This window comes from Halorussus lipolyticus, assembly GCF_029338375.1.
Taxonomy (GTDB): Archaea; Halobacteriota; Halobacteria; order Halobacteriales; family Haladaptataceae; genus Halorussus; species Halorussus lipolyticus.
Genome location: NZ_CP119804.1, coordinates 391336 through 407768 on the forward strand (window position 1 = coordinate 391336; position 16433 = coordinate 407768).

Annotated in this window: 19 protein-coding genes; 8 read left to right on the top strand and 11 right to left on the bottom strand. The window is 65.5% G+C overall.

Annotated features, from left to right (window positions below):
- Positions 1 to 35 precede the first annotated feature (35 nt).
- The 5 genes from P2T57_RS02035 (at position 36) to P2T57_RS02055 (ending at position 2712) form a co-directional block, all read left to right on the top strand.
- Positions 36 to 236, top strand: coding sequence for a DNA-directed RNA polymerase subunit N (locus P2T57_RS02035; RefSeq protein ID WP_163521271.1), 201 nt, complete (start codon positions 36 to 38; stop codon positions 234 to 236).
- Complete coding sequence (locus P2T57_RS02040) at positions 236 to 415, top strand: DNA-directed RNA polymerase subunit K (protein WP_135826734.1); 180 nt, start codon at positions 236 to 238, stop codon at positions 413 to 415. The genes P2T57_RS02035 and P2T57_RS02040 overlap by 1 nt, the downstream gene beginning before the upstream one ends.
- On the top strand, positions 412 to 1623 hold the full coding sequence (eno, locus tag P2T57_RS02045; protein ID WP_276300810.1) for a phosphopyruvate hydratase: 1212 nt from the start codon (positions 412 to 414) through the stop codon (positions 1621 to 1623). Before P2T57_RS02040 ends, eno begins: the two co-directional genes overlap by 4 nt.
- Complete coding sequence (gene rpsB / locus P2T57_RS02050) at positions 1620 to 2411, top strand: 30S ribosomal protein S2 (protein WP_276300811.1); 792 nt, start codon at positions 1620 to 1622, stop codon at positions 2409 to 2411. Before eno ends, rpsB begins: the two co-directional genes overlap by 4 nt.
- Before the next feature lie 106 nt (positions 2412 to 2517).
- Positions 2518 to 2712 (top strand): hypothetical protein, encoded by a 195-nt coding sequence (locus tag P2T57_RS02055; RefSeq protein ID WP_420028508.1) that lies wholly within the window; start codon positions 2518 to 2520, stop codon positions 2710 to 2712.
- A gap of 82 nt (positions 2713 to 2794) precedes the next feature.
- On the opposite strand, the gene meaB is transcribed toward P2T57_RS02055, so the two are convergent.
- The 6 genes from meaB to P2T57_RS02085 all read right to left on the bottom strand — a co-directional run bounded on the left by meaB (position 2795) and on the right by P2T57_RS02085 (position 7921).
- Entirely contained in the window at positions 2795 to 3877 is a 1083-nt protein-coding gene (meaB, locus tag P2T57_RS02060; RefSeq protein ID WP_276300813.1) for a methylmalonyl Co-A mutase-associated GTPase MeaB, read from the bottom strand.
- Positions 3874 to 4290, bottom strand: a complete 417-nt coding sequence (locus P2T57_RS02065) for a cobalamin B12-binding domain-containing protein (protein ID WP_276300814.1) — start codon at positions 4288 to 4290, stop codon at positions 3874 to 3876. Before P2T57_RS02065 ends, meaB begins: the two co-directional genes overlap by 4 nt.
- 295 nt (positions 4291 to 4585) lie before the next feature.
- Entirely contained in the window at positions 4586 to 5449 is an 864-nt protein-coding gene (locus P2T57_RS02070) for a fructosamine kinase family protein (protein ID WP_276300815.1), read from the bottom strand.
- The gene (locus P2T57_RS02075; protein WP_276300816.1) at positions 5446 to 6054 is read right to left on the bottom strand and encodes a DUF420 domain-containing protein; all 609 of its coding nucleotides are present in this window, start codon (positions 6052 to 6054) and stop codon (positions 5446 to 5448) included. Before P2T57_RS02075 ends, P2T57_RS02070 begins: the two co-directional genes overlap by 4 nt.
- Before the next feature lie 65 nt (positions 6055 to 6119).
- On the bottom strand, positions 6120 to 6920 hold the full coding sequence (locus P2T57_RS02080) for an ABC transporter permease (protein WP_276300817.1): 801 nt from the start codon (positions 6918 to 6920) through the stop codon (positions 6120 to 6122).
- Complete coding sequence (locus P2T57_RS02085; protein WP_276300818.1) at positions 6917 to 7921, bottom strand: ABC transporter ATP-binding protein; 1005 nt, start codon at positions 7919 to 7921, stop codon at positions 6917 to 6919. Before P2T57_RS02085 ends, P2T57_RS02080 begins: the two co-directional genes overlap by 4 nt.
- A gap of 84 nt (positions 7922 to 8005) precedes the next feature.
- Between P2T57_RS02085 and P2T57_RS02090 the strand changes: the two genes are divergently transcribed.
- Entirely contained in the window at positions 8006 to 8260 is a 255-nt protein-coding gene (locus P2T57_RS02090; RefSeq protein ID WP_276300819.1) for a WNWW family protein, read from the top strand.
- Positions 8261 to 8262: 2 nt separating this feature from the next.
- Here the strand turns inward: P2T57_RS02090 and P2T57_RS02095 are convergent, their stop codons facing one another.
- From P2T57_RS02095 to cyoE, 3 genes are all read right to left on the bottom strand, one after another.
- A complete protein-coding gene (locus P2T57_RS02095; protein ID WP_276300820.1) occupies positions 8263 to 8883 on the bottom strand; it encodes an SHOCT domain-containing protein in 621 nt (206 codons plus the stop codon).
- 177 nt (positions 8884 to 9060) lie between these two features.
- Positions 9061 to 9762, bottom strand: a complete 702-nt coding sequence (locus P2T57_RS02100) for a DUF7546 family protein (RefSeq protein ID WP_276300821.1) — start codon at positions 9760 to 9762, stop codon at positions 9061 to 9063.
- Positions 9763 to 9771: 9 nt separating this feature from the next.
- On the bottom strand, positions 9772 to 11181 hold the full coding sequence (cyoE, locus tag P2T57_RS02105) for a heme o synthase (RefSeq protein WP_276300822.1): 1410 nt from the start codon (positions 11179 to 11181) through the stop codon (positions 9772 to 9774).
- Between the two features lie 143 nt (positions 11182 to 11324).
- Here cyoE and coxB point away from each other — a divergent pair, with 143 nt between their 5' ends.
- Entirely contained in the window at positions 11325 to 12038 is a 714-nt protein-coding gene (coxB, locus tag P2T57_RS02110) for a cytochrome c oxidase subunit II (RefSeq protein WP_276300823.1), read from the top strand.
- 716 nt (positions 12039 to 12754) lie between these two features.
- Here coxB and P2T57_RS02115 read toward each other — a convergent pair.
- Both P2T57_RS02115 and pdhA read right to left on the bottom strand, forming a co-directional pair.
- Entirely contained in the window at positions 12755 to 13606 is an 852-nt protein-coding gene (locus tag P2T57_RS02115; protein ID WP_276300824.1) for a cytochrome c oxidase subunit 3, read from the bottom strand.
- 123 nt (positions 13607 to 13729) lie between these two features.
- Positions 13730 to 14800 (bottom strand): pyruvate dehydrogenase (acetyl-transferring) E1 component subunit alpha, encoded by a 1071-nt coding sequence (gene pdhA / locus P2T57_RS02120; RefSeq protein ID WP_276300825.1) that lies wholly within the window; start codon positions 14798 to 14800, stop codon positions 13730 to 13732.
- Positions 14801 to 15008: 208 nt separating this feature from the next.
- Between pdhA and P2T57_RS02125 the strand changes: the two genes are divergently transcribed.
- Positions 15009 to 16319: a M28 family peptidase gene (locus tag P2T57_RS02125; RefSeq protein WP_276300826.1), complete on the top strand. Its 1311-nt coding sequence runs from the start codon at positions 15009 to 15011 to the stop codon at positions 16317 to 16319.
- Positions 16320 to 16433: the final 114 nt, after the last annotated feature.

The following is a 16433-nucleotide window of genomic DNA, read 5'->3' on the forward strand; positions in this document are numbered from 1 at the left end:
GAAACCCGCGGTCCACGATGGAGGCACGATAACCCATGATGGTACCAGTCCGCTGTTTCACGTGCGGTATGGTCGTCGGGGAGTACTGGGAAGAGTTCAAAGCACGGTCGGCGACGAAAGAGGGCGACGAGGACCCAGAGAAGGTCCTCGACGAACTCGGCGTCGAGCGACAGTGCTGTCGCCGGATGCTCGTCTCGCACAAGGACCTCGTCGATATCGTCGCTCCCTACCAGTAATGGCTCAGCAACGCTACTCCCGCTACGAGAAGGCTCGCATCATCGGGGCACGCGCCCTGCAAGTGTCGTACGGAGCGCCCGTGCTGACTGACACCGACCAGACCGAGCCGATTCTCATCGCGGCCGACGAGTACGACGCGGGCGTTCTGCCGTTCACGGTCCGTCGAGGTGAGAAATGACGCTCGTCACCGACGTTCGGCTTCGTCAGGTCCTCGACTCCCGAGGCAATCGGACAGTCGAGGCCGACGTGCTGACCGAGAGCGGTGGCTTCGGCCGGGCGGCGGCCCCCAGCGGGGCCTCGACCGGCGAGTACGAGGCCATCGAGCTTGACCCGAGCGAGGCCATCGCTTCGGCCCGCGAACACGCGGTTCCCCGACTCGAAGGCAAAGTCTACGTCGGTGACCAACGCGACGTTGACCGGACGCTTCGCGCCGCAGACGGCACCGACGACTTCTCGGAAATCGGCGCGAACAGCGCAGTCGCAATTAGCATGGCCGCGTCGAAGGCCGCGGCGGACGTGACCGGTGCGCCGCTCTACCAGCACCTCGGCGGTGCCTTCCGCGGCGAGGAGTTCCCGACGCCGCTCGGTAACGTCGTCGGCGGTGGCGAACACGCCGCGGACGCGACGGCGATTCAGGAGTTCCTCTCCGCGCCGGTCGGTGCGCCGAACGTCCAAGACGCGGTGTTCGCCAACGCCGCGGTCCATCAGGAGGTCCACGACCTGCTGAACGAGCGCGACATCTCGGCCGGGAAAGGCGACGAGGGCGCGTGGGCACCTTCCATCGACGACGACGAGGCCTTCGAAATCGTCGACGAGGCCACCGAAACCGTCGCCGACGAGTTCGGCTTCGAAATCAAGTTCGGCCTCGACGTGGCCGGTGCCGAGATGTACGACGAGGACGACGACGAGTACGTCTACCGCGACACGACGCGCTCGCCAGACGAGCAAATCGAGTACATCGCGGACCTCGCAGACGAGTACGACCTCGCGTACGTGGAGGACCCGCTGGACGAGGACGACTACGAGGGCTTCGCCGAACTGACCGAGAAGGTCGGCGACCGGACGCTCATCTGCGGTGACGACCTGTTCGTCACCAACGTCGAGCGACTGGAGACGGGCATCGAGCAGGGCGCTGGTAACAGCATTCTGGTCAAGCCCAACCAAATCGGCACCCTCAGCGACGCCGTGGACGCCGTGGAACTCGCGGTCGAGAACGGCTACCAGCCGGTCATCTCCCACCGGAGCGGGGAGACCGAGGACACGACCATCGCACACCTCGCCGTGGCGACCGCCGCGCCGTACATCAAGACGGGCGCGGTCGGCGGCGAGCGAACTGCTAAACTGAACGAACTCATTCGCATCGAGCAAAACGCATCACGACTATGAGTGAAAACGACCCCGAACAGGTAGACGAGGAAGGCCTCGACGCCGCGGAATCCGAGATCGACGCGGAACCCGAGGGTGCTGGCGGCGCGGAGCCGTCGGAAGACCCCGACGCGGACGTGGCAAGCGAGGCTGACGACGAACAAGCAACCGAAGACGTCGAAGACGAGGGACCGAACCTCGACGAGGACGTCATGGAGAACCAAGAGGAGGCCGACCTCCTCATCCCGGTCGAGGACTACCTCGGCGCTGGTGCCCACATCGGGACCCAGCAGAAGACCCAAGACATGGAGCGGTTCATCCACCGCGTCCGGACCGACGGGCTGTACGTCCTCGACGTCTCGAAGACCGACCAGCGCATCCGGACTGCGGCGGACTTCCTCGCCAACTACAGTCCCGAGCAGATTCTGGTCACCTCCTCGCGCCAGTACGGTCGCTTCCCCGCAGAGAAGTTCGCGGAAGCGGTCGGAGCGCGAGCGCGGACCGGTCGATTCATCCCCGGTACCCTCACCAACCCCAAGTACGAGGGTTACATCGAGCCTGACGTGCTGGTCGTGACCGACCCCATCGGTGACGCCCAAGCCGTCAAGGAGGCCATCACGGTCGGTATCCCGGTCATCGCCATGTGCGACTCCAACAACAACACCAGCAACGTGGACCTCGTGGTCCCGACGAACAACAAGGGTCGCAAGGCGCTGTCGGTCGTCTACTGGCTGTTGGCCAACGAGACGCTCGACCGCCGCGGTGCCGAGCCGACCTACTCGCTCGACGACTTCGAGAGCGAGATTTAGACGGCTTTTCGGGTTTCGTTTTGTGGGCAGTTTTCGGTTCTTCGCTCGGTAGTCTCACAAGTGGCCACGTTCTATTTCCCGCTTCGGACACTCTGTCCACGTAGCGATGGCAAACTTTAATTCGCGGTCGATGAACAAACTCAGCATCGTCTCGACGCTCGTGGACGCCGCCATGGCGTTCGTCCGCGGGCGGAAGAAAAGCGGGATGTTGCTCGTCGGGGCGGCCGCGCTCTCCTCGAAGGTGCCCGGCATCGGCACGGCCGTCTCTCTGCTCGTGCGACTCGTGCGCTGGCTTCGGTAGTCGGGGATTTCGCGCTCTTTTTCGCGGGCGTTCGGTCGGCGAGAGCGGCGCCGAAGAAAGGGAAAGCGAAGCGGTTTGGTGACTACTCGTCTCGGTCGCCCAGTTGGTCCATGCAGTCCTCGATGGGGTCGATGATGTCGTCAGCGACCGTGTAGGGGTCGGTTTCGCGGGCCACGACGCCAGCGACCAGTTCGTCCATGCCGCCTCTGCGCTCGATTTCGGCTTCCAGCAGGTTGCCAACGTCGTCCCGGAGGAGGTTCCGAATCTCCTCGGCGTAGCGCATCCGTTCTTTGTCTTCGAGGAGACCCGAGGTTTCGAGGTAGTCGTGGTGGGCTGTGAGGGTTTCGATTAACTCCTCGACCCCTTCGCCGTCCTTGGCGATGGTCTCCACGATGGCTGGCTCCCAGCTTTCCGGTTCGTCGACCTCGGCGTCAGCGTCGCTGTCGTCGTTTTCGTCGTCCGGGATTGCGCCCGCGCCGTGGTGGCCGGTGGCGAGGTTCGCGGTGTTGTCCTCCTGCATGTGGACCATCTCCCGGAGTTCCTGAACAGTGCGGTCCGCGCCCTTCAGGTCGGCCTTGTTGACCACGAACACGTCGCCGATTTCGAGGATGCCGGCTTTGAGCATCTGCACGTCGTCGCCGCTCCCCGGCGGGACCAGCACCGCCACCGTGTCGGCGGATTTCACGATGTCGATTTCGTTCTGCCCGGCACCGACCGTCTCGATGATAATCTTATCCTTGCCGAATGCGTCGAGAGCCTTCACGGCGTCGGTGGTCGCCGTCGAGAGACCGCCGAGGGTGCCGCGCGCGCTCATCGACCGGAAGAAGACCTCCATGTCGCCGACGTTGCTGGCCATCCGGATGCGGTCGCCCAGCACCGCGCCCCCCGTGAACGGCGACGAGGGGTCCACCGCGATGACGCCCACCGTCTCGCCCCGCTCGCGGTAGTAGTTGGCCATCTTGTCCACCAGCGTAGACTTGCCAGCGCCGGGGCTTCCGGTGATACCGATGACCTCGGCGTTGCCGGTGTGCTGGTGGAGTTGGGAGACGAGATTCCGATAGCCCGGCGCGCGGTTCTCGATTTTGGTGATGGTCCGGGCCAGCGCGCGGTGTTTGCCCGCGAGCAGTTCATCGACCAGTTCGGCGTGGTCGGGTTCGGCGCTCATCGCTCGGGAGCGTTCTCGCGGACGAACTCGATGGTCTCCTCCATCGGCGTGCCGGGACCGAACACTTCGGCCACGCCCATCTCCTTGAGTTCCGCCTTGTCGTCGTCGGGCACGACCCCGCCGACGAGGACGAGGGTGTCCTCGAAGGCGTCGTACTCCTTGAGACCGTCGATGATTTTGGGGACGAGGGTGTTGTGCGCGCCCGAGAGGATGGAGATGCCCAGCACGTTCACGTCCTCTTGGACCGCGGCCTGCACGATTTCGTCCGGCGCGTTGTGGAGGCCAGAGTAGATGACCTCGAACCCGGCGTCACGGAAGGCGCGGGCGATGACGTGCGCTCCTCGGTCGTGTCCGTCGAGTCCGACCTTTGCGACGAGACAGCGAATCGACTGCTGTTCGGAATCTGCGCTCATACCCGTCCTTTCTTCGCGTTCGGCTTTGACAGTTACGGAAACCCGCCTGAAATTTCATTTGGGTTCTTGAAACCACAGTTGTCGAGCGCGTATTTTAGGGCTGTGCTTATCCCCCGCGACGGGCGACGAGGGAAATACAGCGATTTGTTTTAGACCTAAAAGCAATTCTTTACCGAATGTGTAGATGTCCGACTTCGCCCGGAGTCCCAGAGGAGACGCCAAGACGCGAAGTCGGTCGTCGGAAACGGTTGCTCGGCCCGAGAGACGCCGCTCGCAGGGGTGGCGTCGAGGACCGTCAGTAACCGAGGTCGGTCAGTCGCGTCTCGATTTTCCGAGCGTACCGGTCGTCCTCGAAGTACCGCAGGTGTTCGAGGAGCGGGTACAACTGGTAGACTGCGCGCCGACCCTCGAAGAATCCCGAGTCGAGGCCCCGCTCGCGGTCGTAGGTCTCGAAGAACGCCTCGCCCAACCCCGCGAAGTCGGCGTAGGCGAGTTCGATTTCCGCGTGGCCGACGTAGCACGCCGGGTCGAGAAAGGCCCGAACTTCGCCGTCGCGCGCGACCACGTTTTCGGCCCACACGTCGCCATGAATCAGCGACGGCCGGGGCGAATCCGGGAGCCACGACCCGAGGTCGTCAGCGAGCGCGTCGAGGCGGTCCGAGAGGGAAGCCGAGAGGAGGCCCTCGTCGCGGGCGGCCTCGGCCATCCGGCGGAGGCGGTGGTCCCGGTAGAACGCGACCCACGAGTCGGTCCACGGATTCGGCTGACGGTACGGTCCTGAGAGGGTGTCTCTGGGGAATCCGAAGCGCCCGAGGGCTTTTCGGGGCGTCTCCTCGTGGAGCGCGGCCAGACGGCGGGCCACGTCGCGCTGGGCGTCCGGGCCGAACTCGCCGTCACCCTCGACGTACTCCAGCACCAGCAGGTCGTCGCCGGCGTGGAACACCTCGGGGACCGCAAGCCCGTGGTCGCCGAGGACCGAGAGCATGAACGCCTCGACTTCGAGCGGCGTGTCGCCGGTCTTGGCCGCGACGGTCCGCCCGTCGGCGAGCGAGACGCGGTGGACCCGGCCGACCTCGCCGCCGTCGAGTTCGGCGACCGAAATGGTCGAGACGCCGAGGGCGTCCTCGACGGCGGTCGAGATGTCCGATTCCGCTGTCACGGGAGGATGGGGAGGAAGACCGGGACGTACTCCTCGACGCCGTAGACGTGGTTGAGAAGGACGTAGGTCACGATGCCGAGCGCGAGGCTCAGACCCCACGCCACAGCGGCGATGCGCCCGACCTTCGCGTGGGCGGTGTCCCGGAGTTCGCTCGGGGTGTGGGTCAACCCGAGTACGACGGCGTGGACCACGACCGGGACCGACACCGCCGAGAGGACGACGTGAATCGCCAGCATCACGAGGTAGGCGTAGTAGACCAGTCCGCTCGCGGCGATGTGCTTCTCGCCGCCCCCGCCGAGTTTCGTCAGGTAGAGGACGAGAAAGACGAGGATGAGCGAGAACGCGGTCAGCATCGCAGTCCGGTGTTTCTCGACTTCGCCCCGGCGAATCCACCGCCATCCGAGAACGATTGCGGTCAGCGCCGCGGTGTTGACGACAGCGATGCCGTGGCTCAGGAGGTCCACGGTCGCGCGTTCGAGTTCGGGGTAGATGGGGAGGATGCCCGCGAACGTTCCGAGGACGAGGACGTATCCCAGCACCGAGAGGACCGTCGTCACAGCACGCGGGTTGTCCTTGACCCGCCGCTTTGCGGTTGAAGTGGCCATATCTGGGGTTTGGACTGTCAACCCAAGTGTGTTGCTGTCCGAGACACCGAGAGGCGAGGCCCGCTTCAGTCCGTCCGGGGAATCGCGTAGGCCCCGGCGGCGAAGAAGACGAGCGTCAGCGCGACCAGCACGCCGAGGTTGAACTCCCACCCCGCCAGCGGTTGTCGGTAGAGGAGCGTCGGACCGGTCTCGGGCGGTTGGTAGGTCAGGCCCCGAACGCCGCGAGCGAAGTACGTCAGCGGCGAGAGACCCATCGCGGGCCGGAACCACGCCGGGAGGAGACCGGGCGTGATGAACGTGTCCGAGAGAAAGAGTAGGGGAAGCGCGATAGTGTTGCTCGCGGCAATCACGCCGTCTTGGGAGTCGGCGAGTCCGCCCAGCACCGCGCCGAGTCCGCAGAACAGCGCGACCGCGAATCCGAGGAAGACGGCCACCAGCGCCAGATTTCTGGGAGCAAGTGCGAGGCTCGCGGTGCCCGTCACCAGCGCCATCAGGCCCAAGATGAGCAGGCCCGCGATGCCGATGATGGCGACGTTGACCAGCGTGTGGGCCAGCAACCACTCGGGCCGGGACAGCGGCGTGGTCGCCAACTTCTCGAAGCGGTTGCCCTCCCGGTGGCGCGCCACCTCAGAGCCGACCCGCGAGAGGGGCGTGAACAGCACGACCACCGCCAGATACCCCGGCAGGTAGTAGCCCGGCGGTTGGGCGAACAGGCCGCCCCCACCCGGATTCGTCTGGACCAGCACCGCGAAGATGAGGATGAGGATGACCGGGAAGAAGAACGTGAAGAAGACCGCGGTCCGCCGTCGGGTGAACGACCGCCACGCCGAACTGGCCTCCGCCCGGACCCGACCAGTGGTGCTCATCGTTCTCCTCCCGCGACTGCGGTGTCGCCCTCGGTTCCGGTTTCGGTCTCCAAGCCGCTTTTTCGACCCACCGCCACGCCCTCGCCGGCGACCGACTGCCCGGTCAACCGAAGGAAGGCGTCTTCGAGGTCGGGTTGCTTCCACGTCAGGGCCTCGTAGGCGACCCCGGCGTCGTTGAGCGCCCGGACCACCTCGCCGATGTCCTCGGGTTCGACGCCCCCAATCGTGACCCGGCCGTCGCCGGTCTCGACCTCGAAGTCTGTCTCCGCGAGCGCGTCGGTCGCTTCGGCCGACGCAACGTCCTCGCCGTCCGAATCGGTCTCGACCACGACTCGGGTCCGACCGCCGTACTCGGCCACGAGGTCGGCGGGCGTTCCGACCGCCGCGAGTTCGCCGTCGGCCAGCAGACCCACCCGGTCGGCGAGGCGTTCGGCTTCCTCCATGTAGTGGGTCGTCAGGAAGACGGTGGTGCCGCGATTCGCTAACTCCTCGATGAGCGACCAGAGCGCCCGGCGGCCGCCGGGGTCGATGCCGGTCGTGGGTTCGTCCAGAAACAGCACGTCCGGGTCGTTGACCAGCGAGGTCCCGACGCAGGTCCGGCGCTTCTGGCCGCCAGAGAGGTTCTCGTACCACGTCGGGTCGTCGCTGTCGAGACCGACCTCAGAGAGGACCTCCTCGGGGTCGCGGGCCTCGTCGTAGAGTCCGGCGTAGTACTCGACCAGTTCCCGCGGGGTCAGTCGCTCCGGCGGGTCGAACGACTGGGGGAGCAGGCCGAGGCGCTGTCGGTCGGTCTCGTCCGGGTCGGTCCCGAACACCGACACCGACCCCGCGTCGGGTTCGGTCGTGCCGGTCAGCGCCCGGACCAGCGTGGTCTTGCCCGCGCCGTTCGGCCCGATGAGCGCGAACACCTCGCCCTCGCCCACCGACAGCGAGACGCCCGAGAGCGCAGTCGCGTCGCCGTAGGATTTGCGCACGTCCTCGGCGACGAGTACGTCTGCCATGCCCGACTGTTGCAGTGGTCGGCCCCTAAGGCGTTCGATTCCGCCGCCGGCAGGTTCTTGTGTAACCGACCGGATACGTCGGGTATGAGCGACGCCGACCACTTCAGGGCGAACGTCGAGACGAAAGTCACGGCGGAGTTCGGGTCCGAGCGAGACGCCGAGCGCGTGGCCGACGCGGCGGTCCGACTCCGAGAGACCGAGGAGGTCGAGTGGAATCCTTCGTTCGTCGCCGAGAAGATGACCGACGCGCCGAAGGGTCACAGCGTGCCCGAGAAGTGGAACTGGTTGCTCGGCTACTTCGGGTACGGCGACGACTTCGCGGAGTACCGCATCGAGTGACCTCACTCGTCTAAGAGTCGGTCCTTCCGGCGCTGGAACTCGTCGTCGTCGATGAGGCCCCGCGATTTGGCGTCTCCGAGTCGTTCGAGTCGGTCGCTGAGACTCGACTCTCCCGACGACCGCTCGTCCTCGGTATCTGTCTCGGGCGACTCGGCGTCGGACTGAGACGTGACGTACTCGGCGGCGCGGGCGACGGCGGCGGGGTCGGCGTTCGCCGAAACCCAGAGGAAGTACATCGTGTCGGAGGCCGCGAGGTCAAGGCGGTGATGTCGCCGCCCCTCGCGGTAGCGGACGCCGGAAACCTCGCAGTGGCGAACGCTCAGCGACTCGTCGTCGTCGGGGAGACCCAACTGGACGTACACGCGGCGGTCCGTGACGCAGTAGATACCGCCTCGCTCGGGTTCGACCGTGGCCTCGGGTTCACCGAGGCCGACGCCCGAATCGTGGCACTCGAAGCAGAACATCGGTCGCTCGCCGGGTACGAGGTGGGTCACGACGGCGGATTCGAGGTCCGCAACCGCGTCGTCGGTGCCCGCTAACCGGGCGGTAGTGACCGACTCGTGGTCCGCCCGGTCCGCGAGCATCGACGCGAGACGCCGGGTGTCCTCGCCGGGAGTCGACATAGCTGTCAGACGAACGTCTAGTGCGAGCCAGATTATATTTATCTCCAATTATCATATCAAATAACTCCTGTCGTTGGCCCATCACTAACGGACGCCCAGACAATATTTTTGAAGTTTAAAGAATTGTAAATGTTGCTTACTGCGAGACGCTCGCGCGCTCCCCGCTTCCCCCGAGCGTCACCGAATCGTCGGCCGCCATCGCAGAAGCACCACCGTCACGACGAAGGCAATCGTCCCGAGGGTGTAGGACCACTCGCTCGCGGCGGCCGCGACCGCGGTGCCGCTTCCTGCGAGGCCGGCCGCGAGCGTGGCGACGACCGGCCACGTGCAACTCACGCACGAGACCAGTCCGAGGAGGCCCGACACCGCCGACCCCGCGGTGTCCAGCACGGTGTCGTAGACCAGATACGCCAGCGCGAGGTAGCCCACGACCTTGTACGGCATCAGGGTGAGTTGGACGAACGACCCGATGTAGCTGACCGCCGGTCCCCACCCCGGCGGGAGCCAACTGACCCGCCAGCCAGTGGCGTGAGTGTGTCCGGCCGCCGCACCGCCCGCGTGACTGTGGACGACGAGTCCCGGTTTGAGCAGGCCGCCCGCGTAGGCCAGCAGGAAGAAGTAGCCGACGGCGATGGCCGCCCCGAGGTAGCGCGTGCGCTTCGACCCGCCAGAGGGCTTGGTCCGAGCGAACGCCCAGATGGAGACGTTTATCCACACGAACGGGAAGACGAAGTAGCGCCACTCGGTGACTGTCGCGTCCGAGACCAGCAGGTACACCGCGGTCAGGATGAGTTCGGTGTTGAGAATCAGCCCCGCCCACAGCAGGGTGTCCCGATTCGGTCGAAGGCGGTCCGCGTCGAAGCCGAGTGTTCGGGTCATGATAGTCGTTCAGAAGACCAGCGCGTCGGCGACGACCGCAATCAGGAGCGCGCCCAGATAGGCGTTCGAGGCGTGGAACGACCGGAAAGCGGCCTCCTCGGTGCGCTCGCGGTGGAGTCGGACGACCGCCCAGAGGAAGATGCCGCCGAAGGCCACGCTGGTCCCGGCGTAGAGCCATCCGAGCGTCGTGACCGTCGAGAGGAGACCCGCCGACAGCAGGGTCGCCCCGAGGTAGAGCAGGATGTGCTTGCGAGTGACGGCCTCTCCTCGGACCACGGGCATCATCGGGAACCCGCCGCGGGCGTAGTCGTCCTTGTACGCCAGCGCGAGGTTGTAGAAGTGGGCGGGCGTCCAGAGGAAGATGACGCCGGCCAACACGAGCGCGGGCAGACCGATGTCGCCCGTGACCGCGGCCCCGCCGATGAGCGCCGGGAGCGCCCCGGCGAACCCGCCGATGACCGTGTTCTGGACCGTGTTGGGCTTGAGCAGGAGGGTGTAGACGACGCTGTAGAAGATGATGGCGAACATCCCCAGCACCGCGGCGAGCAGGTTCACCGAGAGGAAGGCGACAAGCGAGAGGCCAGCGAGCGCGAACCCGAAGGCGATGGCGTTCCGGACCGGAATCTGGTCGGTCGCCGCGGGCCTGTCGGCGGTGCGGTTCATCTTCCGGTCCACGTCGCGTTCTAGGACGTGGTTGAACGTGCCCGACGCGCCGATAGAGAGGACGCCGCCGGTCAGCGTGGCGAGGACGGTCCCGACTCGGAGCGAGGGACCGGCCGCCATCGCCATCCCCGCCGAGGCCACCAGACAGAGAAGCCACATCAGACGGGGCTTCATCAGTCGGAAGTAGGCGAAGCCGGTTCGCTTCGCGCGAGCGATGAGACCGTCTGGTCTGGGCTGGGAGGCCACAGGCTCCTCGGCGTCGGGGACCTCCTCGGGGTCCTCGACGCCGGTCGGTTCGTCGTACTCCTCGGGTTCGAGAGTCCACGCCAGCGCGACGACGATGCCGCCGAAGATGGCCATGCCAACGACGAGGTGGACCGCCGACAGCAGGGCCGGCGTGGCGGTAGTCGCGGCGAACGCGCCCAGTCCGACCTGCACTGGGTAGAGGACCGCCGCGGTGGTGAGCGCAGACCGGACCTTGCGCGAGGTGTCGATTCGCCAGCCGAGAATCGTCGTCGCCGTCAGCGCGAGTGCGACGCCGAGCGCGACGACGCGGTGGCCCCACGCGACGGCCAGTTTGGGCTGGTCGAGCGGGACGAGCCAGTTGCCGTTGCAGGCCGGCCACGTCGGACACGCCGCCGCGGCGTCGGTCAGCGCGGTGGTCGCACCCACGACCACCAGCAGGTAGACGCCCATCGCCGTCACAGCGAGTAGGGAGGCGAATCGCCCGGACGGGGAAGAATTGTGTTCGGTCACGCGCGAATCTCCTATTGTAAGAGACTCGTGACTCGTCGTATTTAGAAGAACCGAATCGAGAGGCGGACGAGGGCCGAATCGAGCGGGGGGCGACGGGGAAAGTCAGTAGGTATTTATGAGTCTCGTCCTAATTCCCGACCAGTATGAGTTCCAAGCGGACAGCCTTCGCAACGGTACTGGGGGTCGCGGCACTCGCCCTGTTCGCCGACCCGGCGCTCGCCTACGAGTCCACCACGGAGGAGCTGATTCGGTCGCTGAACACTCAGCTTCTCTACATGGCGATTCCCATCACGGTGTTGGTCGAGGGTATCCTCATCTACACCGTCTGGAAGTACCGTAAGAACGACGACCCGAAGCCGACCAAGGAGAACCGTCGCCTCGAAATCTCGTGGACCATCGCCACCGCGCTGGTCCTGCTGGTCGTCGGGTACGCCTCCTACGGCGTGATGGCCAACAGTTACGTCTCGCAGGCCCAGAGCGACATCGACCCCGGCGAGGACGCGGTTGAAGTCGAAGTCGTCGGCCAGAAGTACCTCTGGAACTACAACTACGAGGGTGAGAACGTCTCGGCGACCGGTACGCTCGTCCTCCCGAAGGGCCAGAACGTGTATTTGAATATCACGTCTACGGACTGGCTTCACGCCTTCCACGTCCCCGAACTCGGCCTGAAGCAGGACGCCATCCCCGGCCAACACAACACCATCAAGACGAAGCTCACCGAAACCGGCACCTATCAGCTTTACTGCGCTGAGTACTGTGGCGTCGGCCACTCGAAGATGCTCGGCGAAGTCGAAGTCGTGAGCCAAGACGAGTATCAAGACTGGCTCGACGAACAGCAGGGCAACAGTTCGAGCTAACCGGTTCGCTGTTTCTCCATCTTTCCTTCCGCATCTCGGCTCCACGGTGCTGACGTGCTGTCTCGCTCTCCTTTCGGCGCTCTTTTCGACCGTCATCTCTCGCTACGCTCTCGGTAGACGCGCGTACCGACGGCGCACCGCGGGAGACGTGACCGGACCTCACTGCCGACCCCACGACGTGGCGACGTGCAATCGCGGCCCGCGTCGTCCCTCCCCGGCCATGTCCACGCCGTGGCCGGGTGGTCGCCGGGCGATGACGCGCACGTTCGACTCGCTGACGACGAGCGCGACGTGGGAGGCTCGTTCCGCTCGGGTCCTCGTCGCTTGCCGTCGGCTCTGGGTCGGTCTCGGACCGGTCTGTTCCCGGTCGAATCGTCTCCTCGCATGGCGCAGGAGTTTCGCCCGACCTCCGGTGGGTGCCCCGACTGGCGAGTCGTCACTCGGGGCGATTCGGACTCCGGTCGTCTAGGGACGACTCGCGGTGAGCATCTCCGAGCGGCGTGGTGGCCGTGGTAGCCGTGGTAGCCGAGATAGCCGAGACGCCCGAGGACCGACAGTCGCAGACCGAGAGTAACCCGGATAGCGAACCGGGAGACCATCGCCCGGTCGCTTCGACCGACCGAGCGCATCGAGTGTGGGCGGTGAGAGCCTCACGGAGTAGCCGTGGCTCTCGGGGGAGAGACGAACGACGAAAAGGGAACTGCGGACTCGCGTTCTCAGACTGCGACTTCCGCGCCGGCGTACAGCACGACGACGAGGAAAATCCAGACCGCGTCCACGAAGTGCCAGTACATCGAAACCGTCGTGACCGAGACGTGGCGGTCGGCGGTGTACTGCCCGTAGAGCGCGCGGATGAACACGATGCCGATGAGGACCGCGCCCATCGAGACGTGGAGACCGTGGAGACCGGTCAGGCCGTAGAACGCGCTGGCGAAGATGCCCGAACCGATGGTGAACCCTTCGTGTTGGATGAACGCGTAGTACTCGTACACCTGCCCGCCGATGAAGATGACTCCGAGCAGGAGCGTCGCGGCGAGGCCGATGAGGAAGTTCTGGCGGTTGCCCTTCCGGAGTTCGATGTGGCCCCAGTGGAGCGTGATGCTGGACAGCACCAGCAGGGCGGTGTTGACCAGTACCAGCGACCCGACGAGGTGTGGCAGTCCTTCGGTGGACCACGTGCCCACGCGGATGAAGAAGTAATACACGAACCCGGCGCTGAACGTCGCTATTTCAGAGCCGAGGAATAGTACCATGCCCCATCTGAGCGCGCCCGCGCCGTGACCGTCGCTGGACCAGAACGCCTTGACGAAGGCGTGGTAGACCCAGCCGTACAGTCCGGCGAGGAACAGCGCGACGGACCCGACGAACGCGAGCGGCCCGTACATCGGGTTGACGATGGGTTGCTGTCCCTGCCCGAGGAGGAACAGGGCGGCCCCGATGTAGATGCCCGCACCGCCGAGTGCGGTGATGAAGGGCCACCAACTCGCCTCGCCGAAGCCGCGAGGCCAGTCCTCGACGGCCGGGAGGTGATGGCCGTGCTCTTCTGCTGAATCGTCCGCTACTGTCATACGAGAGGGTTGCGGGTCGAATAGTAAAAAGCCACCTGAACGCTTCCGCGGAACGAACCGAGTTTGGTGGCGTATGCTCGGATTACGACTGTCGAATTTCGGAGAGTTCGGTCGCGGACCGCGTCAACGCTCGACTTCGGGGTCGTCCACGACCTGTTGACGCTGTCGGCGGAGGTGGTCGGGCGTCTGGGCGTAGACGTGTTCGAAGATGTCGTCCACGTCGAGTCCGGTGCGCTCCTCGGCGTTGACGACCGCCTCGGCCACGCGCTGTTCGGCCCACTCGCGGAGTTCGTCCTCGTCGTCGTCGGACCAGTCATGGGTGTCCTCCAGATACTCGCGGGTGCGCTCCAGCGGGTCCTTCTTGCGCCACTCCGCTACCTCCTCGTCGTCGCGGTACTTCGAGGGGTCGTCGGTGGTCGTGTGGGCACCCTGTCGGTAGGTCACGGCCTCGATGAGTCGCGGCCCCTCGCCGTCCTTCGCGGCGTCGAGGGCGTCCTTGACTGCGCTGTAGACCGCCAACACGTCGTTACCGTCCACCCGGATGCCCTCGAAGCCGTAGGCTTGGGCCTTCTGGGCGATGGTGGCCGAGGCGGTCTGGCGCTCTCGCGGGACCGAGATGGCCCACTGGTTGTTCTGGCAGAAGAAGACGGTTGGCGCGTCGAAGACGCCCGCGAAGTTCATCCCCTCGTGGAAGTCGCCCTCGCTGGTGGCACCGTCGCCGAAACTGACCAGCGTGGCGGAATCGTCGCCCTTGTAGTCGGCCGCCATGCCCGTCCCGACGGCGTGGGGGAGTTGGGTGGCGATGGGAATCGTCGGCGGGAAGGTCCGGAGACCCTCGGGGTCCTCGCGGTCAACGTAGTTACCCTCGCCGAGGAGGTAGACGAGGACCTCCTCCAAATCGAGTCCTCGGGTGAGATACATCGCGTGGTCGCGGTAGGTCGGGAAGCAGTAGTCCGAGTCCGAGAGCGCGTAGGTCGCGCCGACCTGCGCGGCCTCCTGTCCTTGGAGGGGCGCATAGGTGCCGATGCGGCCCTGCCGGTGGAGTTTGACCGCCTTCTCGTCGAACGTCCGCGCGAGTACCTGTAGTCGATAGAGGTCTGTTACTTCCGACTCCGAGAGTTCCGGGTCGGTATGTTCGTTCACGGTCCCGTCGGGGTCCACCACGCGCGTCAGGTTGGGTGCCTGTATTGCCATGTCGTCGATCACCGACTGTCTACCAGAATATGGGTATCCAACGATATAAAGCATTGCTGGGGAGTCGAAATAGCAAAAATAAGCCATCTGATTTAAAAAGGCCGCTTCGAATCGTCTACGAGATGCCCCGCTCACGGGGTGTGAAATGAAAAATCGTCGGAGTTTTCGATTCGAAAAACTTAGGCGTTGGCCGCGTTCATGTGACTACATGACACAGTGGATCGGTGAGACGTTCACCAGCGACGCGGGATGGAACCACTTGGAGGACCTCGTAAACGTCGGCAATCGGATGGCCGGGAGCGAGGGCGAGCGCGAGGCCGCGGAACTGACCCGCGACGCGCTGGAAGCGGCGGGGGCGCGCGACGCCAGACTCGACGAGTTCGACATTCAGGGCTGGACCCGCGGCGACAGCGAGATTCGGGCGGGCGACACCACTCAAGAGTCCATCGCGCTCCCGCGAAGCCCCGACGGGACCGCTGTCGGCGAGTTGGTGGACCTCGGCCACGGCCTCCCCGAGGACTTCGAGAACGCCGACATCGAGGGGAAAGTGGTGATGGCGGCCTCGAACATCCCCGACTACTACGACCGGTTCATCCACCGCCGCGAGAAGTACTACTACGCCGTCGAGGCCGGTGCGGCCGGATTCGTCTTCCGGAATCACGTCGAGGGGTGTCTGCCCCCGACCGGGAGCGTCGGTACCGGCGAGGACCCCATCGGCGACATCCCCGCGGTCGGCGTGAGCAAGGAAGTCGGCTCCCGGCTCTCGCGGCGCTGGGAGGGCGAGCAAGTCGAAGTCGCGGTGGACGCCGAGGCCCACGACGCGACCAGCCAGAACGTCCACGCCGAACTCGGCCCGGACACCGACGAGGAGGTCCTCGTCACCAGCCACATCGACGCCCACGACATCGCAGAGGGCGCGATGGACAACGGCGCTGGCACCGCGATGGTCGTGGAGATGGCCAACGCGCTCGCCGAACGCGAGGACGAACTCGACACCAAGGTCCACTTCCTCGCCTACGGTGCCGAGGAGGTCGGCCTCGTCGGGTCGGGATACGACGCCGAGAACCGGGACTTCGACTCCATCGCGGGCATCGTCAACAACGACGGCGTGGTCCGCGGGCGGACGCTCACGTTCACCACCCACGGCTTCGACGCGCTTGACGACGCCGCCGAGGCGGTCGCCGACGACCTCGGCCACCCGGTGAAGACCATCCCCGAGCAGGGACCGCACAGCGACCACTGGCCCTACGTCAAGTGGGGCGTACCGGGCTATCACGTCATGAGCGAGACCAGCGACGAGGGCAGAGGGTGGGGCCACACCTACGCCGACACGCTCGACAAACTCGAAGTTCGGGACCTCCGCGAGCAGGCCATCGTGCTGACCGAACTCACGGTCCGACTCGCGGGCGACGAGTTCGAGGCCGAGCGCAAGGACCCCGAGGAAATCGCCGAGGCGCTGGAAGCCGAGGACCAAGCTGAGGGGATGAAGATTATCGGCGACTGGCCCTACGACGAGTAGGGAAACCTACTCAATTGTATTGCACCCCTATACAATTCCTAAATATCACTTTTAGTTTCTGTCGGTAAACGAGTATCTGTGAGCGGGCGGGGCTTCAAAAGACCCATCACCCTG

Bases quoted from the DNA above. Each gene is read 5' to 3' on its own strand.
- P2T57_RS02035 (WP_163521271.1), top strand. From the start codon at position 36: ATGATGGTACCAGTCCGCTGTTTCACGTGCGGTATGGTCGTCGGGGAG.
- P2T57_RS02040 (WP_135826734.1), top strand. From the start codon at position 236: ATGGCTCAGCAACGCTACTCCCGCTACGAGAAGGCTCGCATCATCGGG.
- eno (WP_276300810.1), top strand. From the start codon at position 412: ATGACGCTCGTCACCGACGTTCGGCTTCGTCAGGTCCTCGACTCCCGA.
- rpsB (WP_276300811.1), top strand. From the start codon at position 1,620: ATGAGTGAAAACGACCCCGAACAGGTAGACGAGGAAGGCCTCGACGCC.
- P2T57_RS02055 (WP_420028508.1), top strand. From the start codon at position 2,518: ATGGCAAACTTTAATTCGCGGTCGATGAACAAACTCAGCATCGTCTCG.
- meaB (WP_276300813.1), bottom strand. From the start codon at position 3,877: ATGAGCGCCGAACCCGACCACGCCGAACTGGTCGATGAACTGCTCGCG.
- P2T57_RS02065 (WP_276300814.1), bottom strand. From the start codon at position 4,290: ATGAGCGCAGATTCCGAACAGCAGTCGATTCGCTGTCTCGTCGCAAAG.
- P2T57_RS02075 (WP_276300816.1), bottom strand. From the start codon at position 6,054: ATGGCCACTTCAACCGCAAAGCGGCGGGTCAAGGACAACCCGCGTGCT.
- P2T57_RS02080 (WP_276300817.1), bottom strand. From the start codon at position 6,920: ATGAGCACCACTGGTCGGGTCCGGGCGGAGGCCAGTTCGGCGTGGCGG.
- P2T57_RS02085 (WP_276300818.1), bottom strand. From the start codon at position 7,921: ATGGCAGACGTACTCGTCGCCGAGGACGTGCGCAAATCCTACGGCGAC.
- P2T57_RS02090 (WP_276300819.1), top strand. From the start codon at position 8,006: ATGAGCGACGCCGACCACTTCAGGGCGAACGTCGAGACGAAAGTCACG.
- P2T57_RS02095 (WP_276300820.1), bottom strand. From the start codon at position 8,883: ATGTCGACTCCCGGCGAGGACACCCGGCGTCTCGCGTCGATGCTCGCG.
- P2T57_RS02100 (WP_276300821.1), bottom strand. From the start codon at position 9,762: ATGACCCGAACACTCGGCTTCGACGCGGACCGCCTTCGACCGAATCGG.
- coxB (WP_276300823.1), top strand. From the start codon at position 11,325: ATGAGTTCCAAGCGGACAGCCTTCGCAACGGTACTGGGGGTCGCGGCA.
- P2T57_RS02115 (WP_276300824.1), bottom strand. From the start codon at position 13,606: ATGACAGTAGCGGACGATTCAGCAGAAGAGCACGGCCATCACCTCCCG.
- pdhA (WP_276300825.1), bottom strand. From the start codon at position 14,800: ATGGCAATACAGGCACCCAACCTGACGCGCGTGGTGGACCCCGACGGG.
- P2T57_RS02125 (WP_276300826.1), top strand. From the start codon at position 15,009: ATGACACAGTGGATCGGTGAGACGTTCACCAGCGACGCGGGATGGAAC.